Raw genomic sequence first — 13,658 nt, forward strand, 5'->3', positions numbered from 1 at the left:
AACAAAAATATGTTCGATAAATTGAGATTCTTCTATATACATCTTCTATTTGATTGATTATAATTACTTATAATTAATTATAACCAAATATAAGTAATTATAATAAATGATAAGGAGAGTAAAAATGCGAAAAACGATTGTTGTCCTGCTTATCTTTATGCTTTCTATTCTAAGTGCTTGCGCTAATGAAAAAACAACATCCAATGACGATCAACAAGTTGACAAACAAACATCGCCAACATTAGAAAAGATTGAATTAACAATCTCAGCTGCCGCCAGCTTAAACGAAGCCCTTACAGAAATAAAAGCGATATATGAAAACAAAAATGAAAACGTTGCTCTGCTTTTTAACTTTCAAGGCTCAGGTGCATTACAACAGCAAATATCGCATGGTGCTCCAGCTGATCTCTTTTTTTCAGCTGCCGAAGACAAATTTAATCTTTTAGTGGAGGAAGGCCGGATAGACGAAAACAATAAAGGCAATTTCCTCAAAAATCAGCTCGTTTTAATTGTACCAAATGACAATAAAATCGAGTCAATGGAATTTAAAGATCTAGCAAACGAGCGAATAGAAAAAATCGCTGTCGGTACACCAGAATCTGTTCCTGCCGGACAATATGCAAAAGAGTCGTTGGAAGCTTTAGGTCTTTGGGGAGAACTGGAACCGAAACTGATTTTTACGAAAGATGTTCGTCAAGTGCTCACATATGTTGAAACAAATAATGTCGATGCAGGAATTGTCTATAAAACAGATGCAGCTATTTCGGAAAATGTTAAAATCGTTGCTGAAGCTGACGAACAGACACATACACCCATTATTTATCCTGCTGGCGTCTTGAAAGATTCTAAACAGTTGGAAGCTGCGCGAGCATTTTTTCATTACTTAAAAAGTGACGAAGCAAAGAAAATTTTTGAGCAGTATGGATTTGTTTCTTTCTAAGTATACTTATCAAACGTTTTCCCGTTCTCCATATAGAAACAATTAAAATTGAAAGGGATTCTATTGTTGGAGATACATTATAGGTACTGGAATGATGCTTAATGGGTAATGAATTTTGGACGCCAATTAAATTGTCCCTTCAGGTAGCATCCATATCGGTAATCATTGTGTTTATCTGTTCTTTATTATTAGCAGGGTGGATGATTCGCTCCTCTTTTCCTGGCAAACCAATAATAGAAACAATTTTTATATTACCGCTTGTTTTGCCGCCTACTGTCGTTGGGTTTTTGTTAATCATTATTTTTGGCAGAAATAGTTTTGTTGGCCAGTGGATGGAGTGGTTCTTCGGCCAGTCGTTGATGTTTACATGGTGGGCGGCGCTTATCGCCTCCACAGTTGTATCCTTTCCACTTATGTATCAATCGGTAAAAACCGGCTTCCTTGGAGTTGATGCAGATATTCAAGATGCAGCACGCCAAGATGGCGCCAACGAAAGACAAGTTCTTTTTTATGTTACAATTCCTTTGGCAGTTAAACCTTTGTTGTCTGGATGTATTTTAAGCTTTGCACGAGCTTTGGGAGAATTTGGCGCCACCCTCATGTTTGCTGGAAATATTCCAAACAAAACACAAACACTTCCAACTGCTATTTATATGGCAATGGAAACCGGCAATATGAAGCTTGCTTGGCTGTGGGTATTTTCTATTATCTTGATCTCTTTTGCAATGCTTTATGTTGTATCTTTGTTAAAAGAATAAGCGAGCACAAAAGAATGCTAAAGCATTCTTTTGTGCGGAAATACCTATTTAACATTTGCGGGCATTGCACTCAAATGTTCATGAACAAGCTTCCATTCACCCTCGATTCTTTTAAATACATTTGTCGCACGGCCACTTCCTTTTTTAAATTCTCCTTTATAAAAACCTTCCCAATGATATGTATAGGTGCAAGCCGCAGCATTGTCATCTACTGCAAGCCAATTTACATCAGATGCTTTGTATACTTCATCCTGAATCATCTCCCAAGTCTCTTCAAAAAATGCTTGAATGTCAGTTGTATTTGTACATGTTTTATTTGTAAACCAATACACAGCATTAGGCGCTATTAAAGCTTTGACATTCGTAAAGTCATGTGTATTTGTTGCAGCAATATACTTTTCTAATGCCTTTTGGTACCCCATTTCTTTCGTCCTTTCCTAATCGTCTTTTTACTGCTTTCTTCATCCATTAATGTTCCTTTATAGAACACTTGCTTTTTCATAGAAATGCCTAATTCTTTCGCAAATTGTTTAAGCGTTCGTTCTTCCCTTGGCGTAACAAACGCCACGACAAATCCCTCAGCCCCCATACGTCCTGTCCGGCCTGATCGGTGGACATATTGCTTTATGTCTTTAGGAAAATCAACATGGAAAACATGAGATAATTCAGCAATATCTAAACCTCTAGCAGCAATATCCGTTGCCAATAACAGCTCTCGCTCCCCACTGCGAAACTTCTTTAATGAATTTGCCCGTTCCTGTTTTTTCAAATGACTGTGCAGCATATTTAAAGATATTCCTTCATACTGAAGCTTGGCAGCTGCAACCGTCATACTGCCGATATCTTTGAAAAATGCCAATCCTTTTAGAGGCTGAGCTTTCACGTATCGCTCCAGCAATTTGATCTTTTCTCTCTGCTCGCAAACAATGTAGATATGCGTAACATTTGCAGGCTGCTCCTGATCAGAAATATGGATAGAGACCGGCTTTATTTCAAAGTCTCTTGCAGTTTGCTCCTCATTCTCTAACCCTGTTGCTGAGAAAAATAATAGTTGACGATCGTTAAGCGTTGATTTAATAATTTCCTTTAATGACATGTAGTGTTCTGGGACGAGGAGCTGGTCACACTCATCAAGAACAATCGTCTTCACTTCATGCATTTTTAATTTCTTCAGTTTGATAAGCTCTAGAATTCGTCCAGGTGTTCCTACAATAATTTGTGGACGCTTTTTTAATTTTTCCAACTGCCGCTTTATATTTGCTCCTCCAATAAAAGCGGCGCTTCCAATCTCACTTCCCTTTGTCCATTTCTGAATCTCAGTAAAAATTTGCATCACCAATTCATGTGAAGGTGCTAATATTACTCGCTGTGCACCCTTTTTCTCTACATCAATTGATTGAATAATTGGAAGCAAATATGCAAGGGTTTTTCCTGTTCCAGTAGGCGACTGGGCAATGATATCATTCCCCTCCAAAATAAACGGAATTGCTTTTTCCTGAATAGCAGTCTGTTTCTGAAAGCCTGCCTGATCCCAATTTGTTTGTAAAAATGGTTTCCATTTTGTCATTCATCTCATCCTTTAATTCATTCTTCACCTTTTTAACAGGGACTGTAAATAGCTCTTTTCTTTCATCCAACTTAAAAAATCATGAAGGAATCAGACAGAAATACATAAGTAAATATTCTACAGCCAGAATGATGCATTGTCGATTTTTTCAAGAACTTTTTGAATAGCTATTATTGAAATTATACTCTTAATGCCCTATCTTTACTATTCATGTCAAAATATTTATCGAATTTCGAGGCAATAAATGGGGCATTCTCCGTTTCTTTCTCTAGAAAAAGAGGCTTCCTTTTTTTGTGAAATATGTTATAATGCAAATAAATGATAATGATTTTCATTATTATGTGAGGAGGCTTTTGTATGGATGCCAGATTGCAAAATCATTTGGCACGTATGCCTGGCCACTGGCTGCCCGCAAGTAATGAACAAAAAGGAATCCGACCTGGTGGAATAGAGTTAACAAAGAAAATGCTGAAGCATTTACATATAAATGAAGAAGACGAAGTGGCTTCTTTCTCTCCTGAACTTGGAACAACAACCAAAATCGTTTTTCAGTATCGCCCCAAAAAATATATTGCTATTGAGCAAAATGAAACAGCAGCAAAAGAGGCACAAAAGTTTTTGCCTCGCAACAACTCAGTCTGCCTCATTGGTTCAGCTGATCAAGCGCCTCTTGATAATGAAACGATCAATGTGTTCTACAGTGAGGCAATGCTAACGATGCAGCCATTAAAGCAAAAAGAAGCAATAATCAAAGAAGCATGGCGAATATTAAAAACAGGTGGACGCTATGGCATCCATGAATTTTGTCTCGTTCCAAATCAACTAGAAAAACAGCACCATTGTATAAACGAAAAACCGTTAACCGCTATTGAATGGATTCGCTTATTTGAAAATAATCGATTTTATATTGAGACAGTTGAAATAGTTCCTATTCCTGCGTTCAATTCTAACAGCACAATCCAACATAATCGTTTATTTAAAAAAGTAAAAAACTTCGTATCGAACGTATCCGACCGTAAGCAAATGCTAAAAATACGACACCCTTTTCAGAATAAAGATCTACATGTAAGTGCTATTAGTATGGTGATGAGAAAAAAATAACGATAGCAGGATATAGCTGTACTTCCTGCTATCGTCTCTTTCAGCTATGGTTTTTCAACAGCTGGATGCTTTTCTAATTCAGATTCTGTTTTCACATTGGTTCTGAGCGCTACTTCTCTTAAAAAGAAAGTAGTTGCAACAGAGAACAACAGAACGGCTGATCCTAAAAAGAAGACGCCTGAAATGGCATATCCCATCGTTTCTCTTAGCAGATCAACAAGCTGCATAAACATCCCATGCATTTCTTGTGGCAAAGAATTCATGATGCTGGAAAGTTTATCTGGATCCATAATAAACTCTGGACTTTCCAGTGCTTCCGATAGCTGCGGCATCGCAGCACCATCTAGTGAAGACGGCATCGCTGCCAACTTTTCTTCCATTTTCGCATTCATTCGATGCGTCATGATTGTACTCATCACAGCAATGCCAATCGTTCCACCGAGTGAACGGAAGAGAGCAGAGGCAGCCGTCGCCGCGCCAAGGAATTTATGTTCTACCGCATTTTGCACTGTTAATGAAAAAACGGGCATTGTCAATCCGAGGCCTGCACCAAGTAGAATATTGTTGAACACAATCGTACGAAAAGATGTATGCACATCCATTTTTGATAATAGGAACATTCCTGCTACCGCAATCAATAAACCAGCAATAGCAATTTTCTTATATTTTCCTGTCCTTGTCATCCATTGGCCAGTAATGGCACTGCCGATAACGAGGCTTAATGTCATTGGTATCATCAACAAACTTGAATGAGAAGCAGTTTCCCCCAATACACCTTGAATAAAATAAGGGATATAAATAACCGCCCCCATCATCCCAGCATTAACGATGAAATTCGCTATATTGGAAATAGCAAAAATATCATTTTTGAATAGGGATAATGGAATGGTTGGATTCTTTGCGATTGATTCTATAAATAAAAAAATACCTAACGAAACAGCCGCAAAAGAAAAAAGACCAATAATCTCAAAGGATGCCCATGCATATTTTTGACCTGCCCAAGAAAATGCCAGCAGCAGCGGAACAATGGTTAGTGTAATAAAGGTAGAGCCAGCATAATCAATGGCAACTTTCTCTTGCTTCTTCACAGAAGGGAATAATTTCCATATAACAAGAAAAGCAACGAGGCCAAAAGGCAGGAAAATCCAAAATACCCAGCGCCACGAAAAATGGTCAACAATAAATCCTCCCAATACAGGGCCTAGAATGCTTGCCAACCCGAATATACCGCTCATAATACCTTGCCATTTGCCTCTTTCGCGTGGACTATATAGATCACCAACAGCGATAAAGGCAGTAGACATAATAATCCCACTCCCTGCACCTTGAAGACCACGAAAAATAATTAATTGCATAATCGTCGTTGAAGTCCCAGATAAAAGCGAGCCGACCATAAAAATAGCGAGCCCAGTCATGATGAACGGTTTTCGCCCGTAGATATCTGATAGCTTTCCAACCAGTATCGTTGCAATACTAGCAGTAAGCATATAAATAGTAATAATCCAACTATAATATTCCATCCCGCCAAGCTGCGCAATAATTCGCGGCATGGCAGTTCCGACAATCGTTTGATTGATCATCGCAAAAAATAGCGCAATGATAATGGCAATCATGATCGTCAATTTCTTTTTTTCATCTAAATGATGCATAAAAACCCCCCATTAATTTTCTTCAATATTCATAATGACTTGTTTTAGCAATCCCATTAATCGCAACGCATCTTCCTCAGATAAACCTTCAAAAAACTTTTTTGTTAGTTGATTGTTATGTTCCCTTAATGAGGAAAGTATTTCCAATCCTGCATCTGTAATCGACAGTAAAACAACCCGTCTATCCTCTTTTGAGCGTTGCCTCTCTACATAACCAAGTGCAATCAATTTATCAGATAACCCTGTTATGCCTCCCGGTGTAATCGACAAATGCTCCGCAAGCTCAGACACTTTCATGGAGCCATTTTTTTTCAGCAGCCAAAGAATGTGTGCATGTGAATGAGCGATCCCCTTTGGCATGCTTTTCTTCCATTCTTCCCCCGTTTTCCTAATTAAAGTCTGAAATGTCCTTTGCAGCTCGTTGAAAAGATCATTCATTCCCTATTTCTCCTTAGTAATAAATATTTTAGTACTAACGTATTTCATATTATGTTTTTTTAAAATGAAAAAGTCAATATTTTTATCCCACATCTAACTCAAGCGTAAAAGGAATAAGAGCTAGGTAGGGATAACTGAAAGCAACATTTCCGATTAGTTCGGGCCGACAGAATAGAATAATCATCTCTTTGACAAAAAACCTGTCAATATGATAAAAAAACCTCCATTTTCTATCATATGAAAAATGGAGGTTTGTTATTGCATTATTATTTACTGAAAATTTTGTTAAGATTTTTTGGCAATTGTTCATACTGAATTTCTTGCCAGTAGGTTACTCCGCGCAATGTAGTCGTATAAAGTTCCAAATAAGCGCCGTCTTTTAATATTTTACTAGCAGTAAAATGTAAATTCTTTTCATTTCCATTCTTATCATAACCGACAACATGATATTCATATCGTTTTTCATCGTTTAACATCATCGGTTCATGATCAATAACCGTATAATAAATCTTTTTTCCAGCGGGGTTCTCTGGTGTCAATCTATCTGGAGAAAAGAAGAACATTGAATAGGCAACAATCGTAATGAGAACCAAACCACTTATTAATAATATCTTCTTCATAGCAAATCCTTTCATGCTCAAGTTCTCACATCGGCCTTTTTAAGCTTCCCAATAGAGACGGTTGAAAATAAGATGATAAAAAAAGCATTCATAAAGATGAACAGGATATTTTCAGTAGCTGTTAAACTTTCCTGACTAAGCACACCCATCCCAATCGTCAATAGCGAGTAAGGAAAGAACATGCCAATTTTCGCTACATACATTCCTAATCCAATAAAAACACCACAAAGACTCAGTCCAATTGGAGCTGCAAAACTGCGGATGCGTAAAGATAGGAAAAGTTGTATTGCGCTAATCGTTATAGAAGCGACCCACCCTCTAAAAATCCAACCAAAGGTTTCTACAGGAAAAAGCAATGAAAATCCAAACAGGTTTCCTGCACAATAATAGAGAATGAAGAAGAATGTTTGTACAAAGATAATAAGCATACTAACGATTGTCAATTTGGCAATAAATATACTTGAAACAGATATAGGAGCTGTCATCAGAACATTCCAATTTCTGTTCATATGTTCCAACCTGCACACATAGGCGCAACAAATAGCAATGAGTACAGGGAGAAAAAATTCTCCGTAGAACAAACTTACTTGTGTCCAAAGGCTGTACCACTCTTGTTGAAGTATACCTTGATTGAAATAGAAATTAGTACAGCCAATTAAGATACTAATCGTTGGAAGCACTAGGAGGACCAACAGCATACGAGAATGACGCAGTTTCATCCATTCAGCAAGAATCATTCTTTGCAACATATTTATTCATACCTCCTTTATATTTCCTGCCGAGAAACATGCAGGCTTCCGGCAATATAAAAAATCATTCCCATAAGGAAAATAGCGGCCGCCTTCCCTAGACTAAGTTGTTGAGTGACAAATTCCATTGAATAATCCGTAAAATGAGACGTCACAGGACTAAGAATAGAATAGTACGACCATGTGAAAAGACTGCTTGCCACTGTTGGAAAAAAAGGGGCTGTCATCCCAATAAAGCCTCCAACCATTCCTAAACAAAGCGCAAATGCTTGGTTTTTTATCGCAAGTGATAGCCATTGCTGCAGGGCAAGAACAGCCATATTGGCAAGCATCGTGCCCACACTGAATTGCAACAACAATAAATGGGGTACTGCGCCTGTAAATTTATTAAAAATACCAAAGCCTACAATTGAAATTAGTTGTAAAATTATTACGTAAAACATTACAATACAGGCACTTATATATTTTGATGCGTATAGATCCTTTATTTTCACGGATGAAGTTATTAAAAGCTTCCAAGTATCCCCTTTATGCTCCATATCACAGATACGTGAAACAACAATCGCAGCAATGATCGGCAGAAATAGCCCATTCATGGAGGCAATTGTTGAGAGTATAGCCTCCCAGCCAGCTTGATCGGGATTGCGAGACATTGAAATATGAAGAGACATAAACGTCCATAATATTTCTACACTTAAAAATAAGGTAACCATGACAAAGATCCATTTTCGCCTTAATTTGAAAAATTCCAGTGAAACAGTTTTCCACAATTTCATGAAAGGCTTCGCTCCTTTCCTGTTATTTCAAGAAAGATATCCTCTAAACTTTTTTTACGTTCCTCTATACGGAATACATCGATGCCAGAACTGACAAGCATCCGGTTTATGTGAGCAATATGCTTATTATTTAAATTTTCAAACATGAGAGCATCTCTTTTTCGAATAGGCTGCAATTCTTTGTTTAATAACAATGCTTCTGCCGCATCGTTATTTTGCGTTTTAATCGAAATACAAGACATGCTCTTTGCTTGCAATGACTCCATACTGCCTTGAAACAGCAGCTTTCCATTACTAATAATCCCAACCGAGGTAGCCATTTGTTCAATTTCTGAGAGAAGATGGCTAGACAGTAAAACTGTCATGCCATAACGTTTAGGAAAAGACTTTATCAAATTTCTAATCTCCTCAATGCCAGCAGGATCAAGGCCATTCGTTGGTTCATCGAGTATTAGTAGCTTTGGGAAAGCAATGATAGCCATTGCGATTCCAAGCCGCTGTTTCATCCCTAATGAATAGTGGTCTACCTTTTTATTTTTTTGATTTTCTAAACGGACAATTTGCAAAGCTTTTTCTACGTTTTTGTCTGGAACATTACGAAGACGCTGCATCATTCTCATGTTTTCCAGTCCTGTTAAATGCCCATAATAAGAAGGCGATTCAATGAGGGAGCCGGTTTTTCTTAAAATAGACTGGCGATATTTGCGAAAATCCTTTTCTAAAATCACGACATCACCGTTCGTTGGTTTCGTTAAACCTAAAAGCATTTTTAACGTGGTTGATTTTCCAGCCCCGTTCGGTCCAAGAAAACCGTATATTTCCCCTTCATTCACTTGTAAATTTACGTTATTCACTCGATAAACACCGTTATATTTCTTCGACAAATTGTGTGTTGCAACGATTGTATTCACCTTTTTTTCATCTCCAATCTTCTCTCTTCGAAGTGTTTATTGACGGAAAATGCTCTATCAATACTGTAACAATGACACCTTTCATCGGTTTAAAATGAACCCTACAGCTACCTTAAATTTCCGGAGAGGATACGAATGAAAGTGAAACGTTATGTATAATAAAAAGGGGTGAAACAAATATGAACATAAAAGATCGAAAAATTCTCATTGTAGATGATGAACCCGAAATAACACAGATGATAACTGATTTTTTACATAAAGAAGGATTTTACCGTATTTATTCAGCTGCGACTTGTAAAGAAGCACTAATGATTTGCCGCCGCGATAAACCAGATATCGCTATTTTAGACGTTATGCTGCCTGATGGCGACGGTTTCACGCTGCTTTCCTCCATTCGCCAATTCTCTCCAATACCAGTGCTTTACCTGTCAGCAAAGGGAGAAGATGAAGATCGGCTCTTAGGACTCGGACTAGGTGCGGATGATTATATTGTAAAACCATTCTTGCCAAGAGAGCTTATTCTTCGGTTAACAGCAATTCTTAAACGTGTATACACAACTGCAATCCCTGAGCGTTTGCCTGTTTTTACGCTAGAAGGATGTACAGTTGATTTAGAGGGCGGCGTCGTACATCGTAATCAAGAGGAGCAATTGCTTACTGCCAAGGAACATGGCCTTCTTCTGAAGTTGTATGAAAATCATGGCTGCATTGTTACCGGCGACGCTCTTTGTCAAGCAGTTTGGGGCGATGATTTATATAGTTATGAAAATACGTTGATGGTGCATATAAGACGCATTAGGAAAAAAATTGAAATCGATCCTTCTAAACCAAAAAGCCTCCTTACGATTAGAGGCCTCGGCTACAAACTGATATTAAAGGAGGAAAAATGAGATAATGAAAGGTGTTGTGCACATATTAAAGCGTTTTATTAGTGTGACAATCATCATCTCTACGCTTGTATTAATGCTCAATTATATTTTGCTCGCTGTATTTGTATTAAAGGATGAAAAGCCAGCTTCAGAAAGAATTGTCCAAAATGTCGTCGAAAATCTTCGTTTACAAGATCAAAACTATCATTTGAAGCAATCTAGTCAACAACTGTTAAAACAAGAAAATGCTTGGGCCATGCTTGTTGACAATAATGGACAAGTAGTTTGGAACTACTCTTTGCCGGAAGAGATTCCTCTTCACTATACAATCACCGATGTGGCGAAACTATCGCGGTATTACTTAATGGACTACCCTGTATTTGTATGGGAACATGCAGATGGCCTTGTTGTCGTCGGATATCCAAAGAACAGCATTGGTAAATATTCGTTATATTTTACTGTAGATTGGATAAAATATTTGCCGATTCGATTCGTTAGCTTACTTATTGGCAATATTGGATTAACGTTGCTGCTATCTATCCTTATGGGCACAAGACTTATCAAATCAATCAAACCACTTGTAGGCGGCATCCATGCTCTTGCTAATGAAGAACCTGTATCTGTTGAATCAAAAGGCGTGTTCAACGATCTTGCTATAAGCATTAACCATACTTCGGAGATGCTGCAAGAGAAAAACAAGGCATTAAAGGTACGGGATGAGGCACGTTCAAATTGGATTGCCGGCATTTCTCATGATATTCGTACGCCGCTTTCGATGGTGCTTGGATATGCGAGCCAATTGGAGGAGCATTCCCTTGTCCCTAAAAAGCAACAGCAGCAAGCGGCCATTATTCGGCAGCAAGCAGAAAGACTTCGCTCACTTGTTAATGACTTAAATCTTGTATCTATGCTGGAATATGACATGCAGCCACTTCATTTAACAACTGTTCGACTCTCTGCACTTGCCCGCCATGTTGCTTCTGATTTTCTGAACAATGGGTTGCATGAACGATTCACGATATCTTTAGACATTGCAAATGAAAATATTAAGGTAGAAGCGGATGAAAAACTACTTCTTCGGGCGGTCGCCAATTTAATCCAAAATAGCATCACCCATAATCCAGATGGATGCGATATTCTATTGAAAACAAGCTTTTTTCCTAAAAGCGAGACTTGCCACTTCACTGTATCAGATAATGGAAAAGGGATTCCACAAGATAAACTTTCCGATTTGCTTCATCTTCCATACTCTTCAAAAAGAAAACAAGTGATAACGAATGGCCATGGACTTGGACTGCCTATGGTGGCAAGAATTGCGGAAGCTCATAACGGTCAGCTTTTATTAGATAGTATTGATGGCAACGGATTAACAGCAATCATTGAACTGCCTCTTAGCCGCTCAAGCAACACAATCAAGACCCGTCCAGTTTCATTGGATTCAACTAACTTGATCGAGGAATAAACGGAAGTAAGCAGGTGAGTGATAAGCAAAATCCAGCTGTTTATCATCAGTGGCAATAATGATGAAAACCGGTTGTGCACTCACAATCTACTAAAATCAGCTGCAGAACCAAATACAGTTGGAGAAAAACACCCCATTTTTCTCCAGCTATTTTCTATACAATTCTCTCATTTTGAAATCTGTAAATTTCATTTATTAACAATCTTTTCAATATACAAGCATGAAATCTTTACAAAAGATTCAGAAGTCGATAAAGTGGAAATAGATCAAAAGGAGGGTTTTTTCATGAAACATTATCCGATGTATATCGCTGGTAATTGGATTACAAATAGTCAGGATGTGATAGAAGTAACGAATCCGGCATCTGGTGAAAAGATTGCAACTGTTCCAAAAGGTGGAAGCGAAGAGGCAAAAGTAGCAGTAGATGCAGCTTCCTGTGCCTTCAAGGAATGGTCAGCCTATTCTGCCTATGAACGAGCTGATATTTTACATAAATGGCACGATTTAATCGAAGCAGAAAAAATGGAACTAGCAAAAATCATGACGATGGAACAAGGAAAACCATTAAAAGAAGCCATCGGTGAAATGACTTATGCAAACGGTTTTATCACATGGTATGCAGAAGAAGGAAAGCGAATTTATGGTGAAACCATTCCCGCATCGCAACGGAACAAACGGCTATTTGTGCAAAAGCAGGCAGTCGGTGTCATCGCAGCGATCACACCATGGAATTTCCCTGCTGCTATGATTACTCGCAAAATTGCTCCGGCCTTAGCAGCTGGGTGTACAGCGGTTGTAAAGCCTGCCGAGCAAACGCCGCTTACTGCACTAAAATTAGCGGAATTAGCTGAAAAAGCTGGCTTGCCAAAAGGTGTTTTGAATGTTGTAACTGGCGACCCGAAGGCAATTGGTGAAACTTGGTTAAAGGATGATCGCGTACGCAAATTAACATTTACAGGTTCAACAGGTGTAGGAAAAATGCTAATGCGCGGAGCTGCAGACACGGTAAAAAAAGTATCGCTGGAACTGGGCGGCCACGCACCTGTTATTGTGATGGATGACGCTGATCTTGAGAAAGCAGCTAATGCCGTTATTGCTGCTAAATTTAGAAATGCTGGTCAAACGTGTGTCTGCTCCAACCGTGTATTTGTCCACGAATCTATTTATCAAGCATTTATTGATGCATTTATCCCAAAAGTAAAAGCACTGAAAATAGGAAATGGATTAGATGATGGTGTTGATATCGGCCCGCTCATTGACGAAGCAGCTGTTAAGAAAGTTCAAGCACATATTGATAATGCAATCGAACTTGGCGCTAAACTCGAAACTGGCGGAAACACGAAAGATGGTCTATTTCTTGAGCCTACTGTCCTTTCCAATATAAGTGATAATATGCTGTGCATGCGAGAGGAGACATTTGGACCGCTTGCGCCAATTGCCCCATTCAAAACGGAAGAAGAAGTCATTGAGCGTGCAAATGATTCTATTTTCGGTCTAGCAGCTTACGTATTTACTGAAAATATTTCTCGGGGAATACGGATTACGGAAGCACTAGAATATGGCATTATCGGTTTAAATGACGGCCTTCCTTCAACACCACAAGCACCATTCGGCGGGTTTAAGCAAAGCGGAATTGGCCGCGAAGGCGGACATCAAGGCTTAGAAGAATATTTAGAAGTAAAATATATTTCACTCGGCTTATAGATAGTTCTCGTAATCTTCCAGCATTATTTCATAAAAAGATAGCATAAACGATCCCTTTTGTATCAAAGGTAATTGATACAAAAGGGATTTTCCAATTGCTATTTGGTCAGCCAA

General features: G+C 38.4%; 14 protein-coding genes. 6 read left to right on the forward strand and 8 right to left on the reverse strand.

Annotated features, from left to right (window positions below; genetic code table 11):
• Window positions 1-124 precede the first annotated feature (124 nt).
• Window positions 125-940 (forward strand): molybdate ABC transporter substrate-binding protein, encoded by an 816-nt coding sequence (gene modA / locus J2S08_RS15380; protein ID WP_307231026.1) that lies wholly within the window; start codon window positions 125-127, stop codon window positions 938-940.
• Window positions 941-1,041: 101 nt separating this feature from the next.
• Window positions 1,042-1,698 (forward strand): molybdate ABC transporter permease subunit, encoded by a 657-nt coding sequence (gene modB / locus J2S08_RS15385; RefSeq protein ID WP_307231028.1) that lies wholly within the window; start codon window positions 1,042-1,044, stop codon window positions 1,696-1,698.
• A 44-nt stretch (window positions 1,699-1,742) separates the two neighbouring features.
• Here modB and J2S08_RS15390 read toward each other — a convergent pair whose 3' ends face one another.
• A complete protein-coding gene (locus tag J2S08_RS15390) occupies window positions 1,743-2,120 on the reverse strand; it encodes a YybH family protein (protein WP_307231030.1) in 378 nt (125 codons plus the stop codon).
• On the reverse strand, window positions 2,099-3,265 hold the full coding sequence (locus J2S08_RS15395) for a DEAD/DEAH box helicase (protein WP_307231032.1): 1,167 nt from the start codon (window positions 3,263-3,265) through the stop codon (window positions 2,099-2,101). The genes J2S08_RS15390 and J2S08_RS15395 overlap by 22 nt, the downstream gene beginning before the upstream one ends.
• 357 nt (window positions 3,266-3,622) lie before the next feature.
• Here J2S08_RS15395 and J2S08_RS15400 point away from each other — a divergent pair, with 357 nt between their 5' ends.
• Window positions 3,623-4,366, forward strand: coding sequence for a class I SAM-dependent methyltransferase (locus J2S08_RS15400; protein WP_307231034.1), 744 nt, complete (start codon window positions 3,623-3,625; stop codon window positions 4,364-4,366).
• Window positions 4,367-4,410: 44 nt separating this feature from the next.
• Here J2S08_RS15400 and J2S08_RS15405 read toward each other — a convergent pair whose 3' ends face one another.
• The 6 genes from J2S08_RS15405 to J2S08_RS15430 all read right to left on the reverse strand — a co-directional run bounded on the left by J2S08_RS15405 (window position 4,411) and on the right by J2S08_RS15430 (window position 9,509).
• A complete protein-coding gene (locus tag J2S08_RS15405) occupies window positions 4,411-6,015 on the reverse strand; it encodes an MDR family MFS transporter (RefSeq protein ID WP_307231036.1) in 1,605 nt (534 codons plus the stop codon).
• Between the two features lie 12 nt (window positions 6,016-6,027).
• Complete coding sequence (locus J2S08_RS15410) at window positions 6,028-6,453, reverse strand: MarR family winged helix-turn-helix transcriptional regulator (protein ID WP_307231038.1); 426 nt, start codon at window positions 6,451-6,453, stop codon at window positions 6,028-6,030.
• Between the two features lie 266 nt (window positions 6,454-6,719).
• Window positions 6,720-7,088 carry a YxeA family protein gene (locus J2S08_RS15415; protein WP_307231040.1) on the reverse strand — a complete coding sequence of 123 codons (369 nt, stop codon included), beginning with the start codon at window positions 7,086-7,088 and terminating at the stop codon, window positions 6,720-6,722.
• Between the two features lie 2 nt (window positions 7,089-7,090).
• On the reverse strand, window positions 7,091-7,822 hold the full coding sequence (locus J2S08_RS15420; protein WP_307231042.1) for an ABC transporter permease: 732 nt from the start codon (window positions 7,820-7,822) through the stop codon (window positions 7,091-7,093).
• Window positions 7,823-7,839: 17 nt separating this feature from the next.
• Complete coding sequence (locus J2S08_RS15425; RefSeq protein WP_307231044.1) at window positions 7,840-8,598, reverse strand: ABC transporter permease; 759 nt, start codon at window positions 8,596-8,598, stop codon at window positions 7,840-7,842.
• Entirely contained in the window at window positions 8,595-9,509 is a 915-nt protein-coding gene (locus J2S08_RS15430; protein WP_307231046.1) for an ABC transporter ATP-binding protein, read from the reverse strand. The genes J2S08_RS15425 and J2S08_RS15430 overlap by 4 nt, the downstream gene beginning before the upstream one ends.
• Window positions 9,510-9,688: 179 nt before the next feature.
• Between J2S08_RS15430 and J2S08_RS15435 the strand changes: the two genes are divergently transcribed.
• The 3 genes from J2S08_RS15435 to J2S08_RS15445 all read left to right on the forward strand — a co-directional run bounded on the left by J2S08_RS15435 (window position 9,689) and on the right by J2S08_RS15445 (window position 13,544).
• Window positions 9,689-10,399, forward strand: coding sequence for a response regulator transcription factor (locus tag J2S08_RS15435; RefSeq protein WP_307231048.1), 711 nt, complete (start codon window positions 9,689-9,691; stop codon window positions 10,397-10,399).
• A 4-nt stretch (window positions 10,400-10,403) separates the two neighbouring features.
• Window positions 10,404-11,840 (forward strand): sensor histidine kinase, encoded by a 1,437-nt coding sequence (locus J2S08_RS15440; protein WP_307231050.1) that lies wholly within the window; start codon window positions 10,404-10,406, stop codon window positions 11,838-11,840.
• A 285-nt stretch (window positions 11,841-12,125) separates the two neighbouring features.
• On the forward strand, window positions 12,126-13,544 hold the full coding sequence (locus J2S08_RS15445; protein ID WP_307231052.1) for an NAD-dependent succinate-semialdehyde dehydrogenase: 1,419 nt from the start codon (window positions 12,126-12,128) through the stop codon (window positions 13,542-13,544).
• Window positions 13,545-13,658: the final 114 nt, after the last annotated feature.

The sequence above is a fragment of the Bacillus chungangensis genome (assembly GCF_030812995.1).
GTDB lineage: Bacteria > Bacillota > Bacilli > Bacillales > Bacillaceae_C > Bacillus_CF > Bacillus_CF chungangensis.

What these genes read in the sequence shown, in the direction of transcription:
- J2S08_RS15415 (WP_307231040.1), bottom strand. Translation starts at nt 7,088, where the DNA reads ATGAAAGGATTTGCTATGAAGAAGATATTATTAATAAGTGGTTTGGTT.
- modB (WP_307231028.1), top strand. Translation starts at nt 1,042, where the DNA reads ATGGGTAATGAATTTTGGACGCCAATTAAATTGTCCCTTCAGGTAGCA.
- J2S08_RS15435 (WP_307231048.1), top strand. Translation starts at nt 9,689, where the DNA reads ATGAACATAAAAGATCGAAAAATTCTCATTGTAGATGATGAACCCGAA.
- J2S08_RS15390 (WP_307231030.1), bottom strand. Translation starts at nt 2,120, where the DNA reads ATGGGGTACCAAAAGGCATTAGAAAAGTATATTGCTGCAACAAATACA.
- J2S08_RS15440 (WP_307231050.1), top strand. Translation starts at nt 10,404, where the DNA reads ATGAAAGGTGTTGTGCACATATTAAAGCGTTTTATTAGTGTGACAATC.
- J2S08_RS15425 (WP_307231044.1), bottom strand. Translation starts at nt 8,598, where the DNA reads ATGAAATTGTGGAAAACTGTTTCACTGGAATTTTTCAAATTAAGGCGA.
- J2S08_RS15400 (WP_307231034.1), top strand. Translation starts at nt 3,623, where the DNA reads ATGGATGCCAGATTGCAAAATCATTTGGCACGTATGCCTGGCCACTGG.
- modA (WP_307231026.1), top strand. Translation starts at nt 125, where the DNA reads ATGCGAAAAACGATTGTTGTCCTGCTTATCTTTATGCTTTCTATTCTA.
- J2S08_RS15395 (WP_307231032.1), bottom strand. Translation starts at nt 3,265, where the DNA reads ATGACAAAATGGAAACCATTTTTACAAACAAATTGGGATCAGGCAGGC.
- J2S08_RS15405 (WP_307231036.1), bottom strand. Translation starts at nt 6,015, where the DNA reads ATGCATCATTTAGATGAAAAAAAGAAATTGACGATCATGATTGCCATT.
- J2S08_RS15410 (WP_307231038.1), bottom strand. Translation starts at nt 6,453, where the DNA reads ATGAATGATCTTTTCAACGAGCTGCAAAGGACATTTCAGACTTTAATT.
- J2S08_RS15445 (WP_307231052.1), top strand. Translation starts at nt 12,126, where the DNA reads ATGAAACATTATCCGATGTATATCGCTGGTAATTGGATTACAAATAGT.
- J2S08_RS15420 (WP_307231042.1), bottom strand. Translation starts at nt 7,822, where the DNA reads ATGTTGCAAAGAATGATTCTTGCTGAATGGATGAAACTGCGTCATTCT.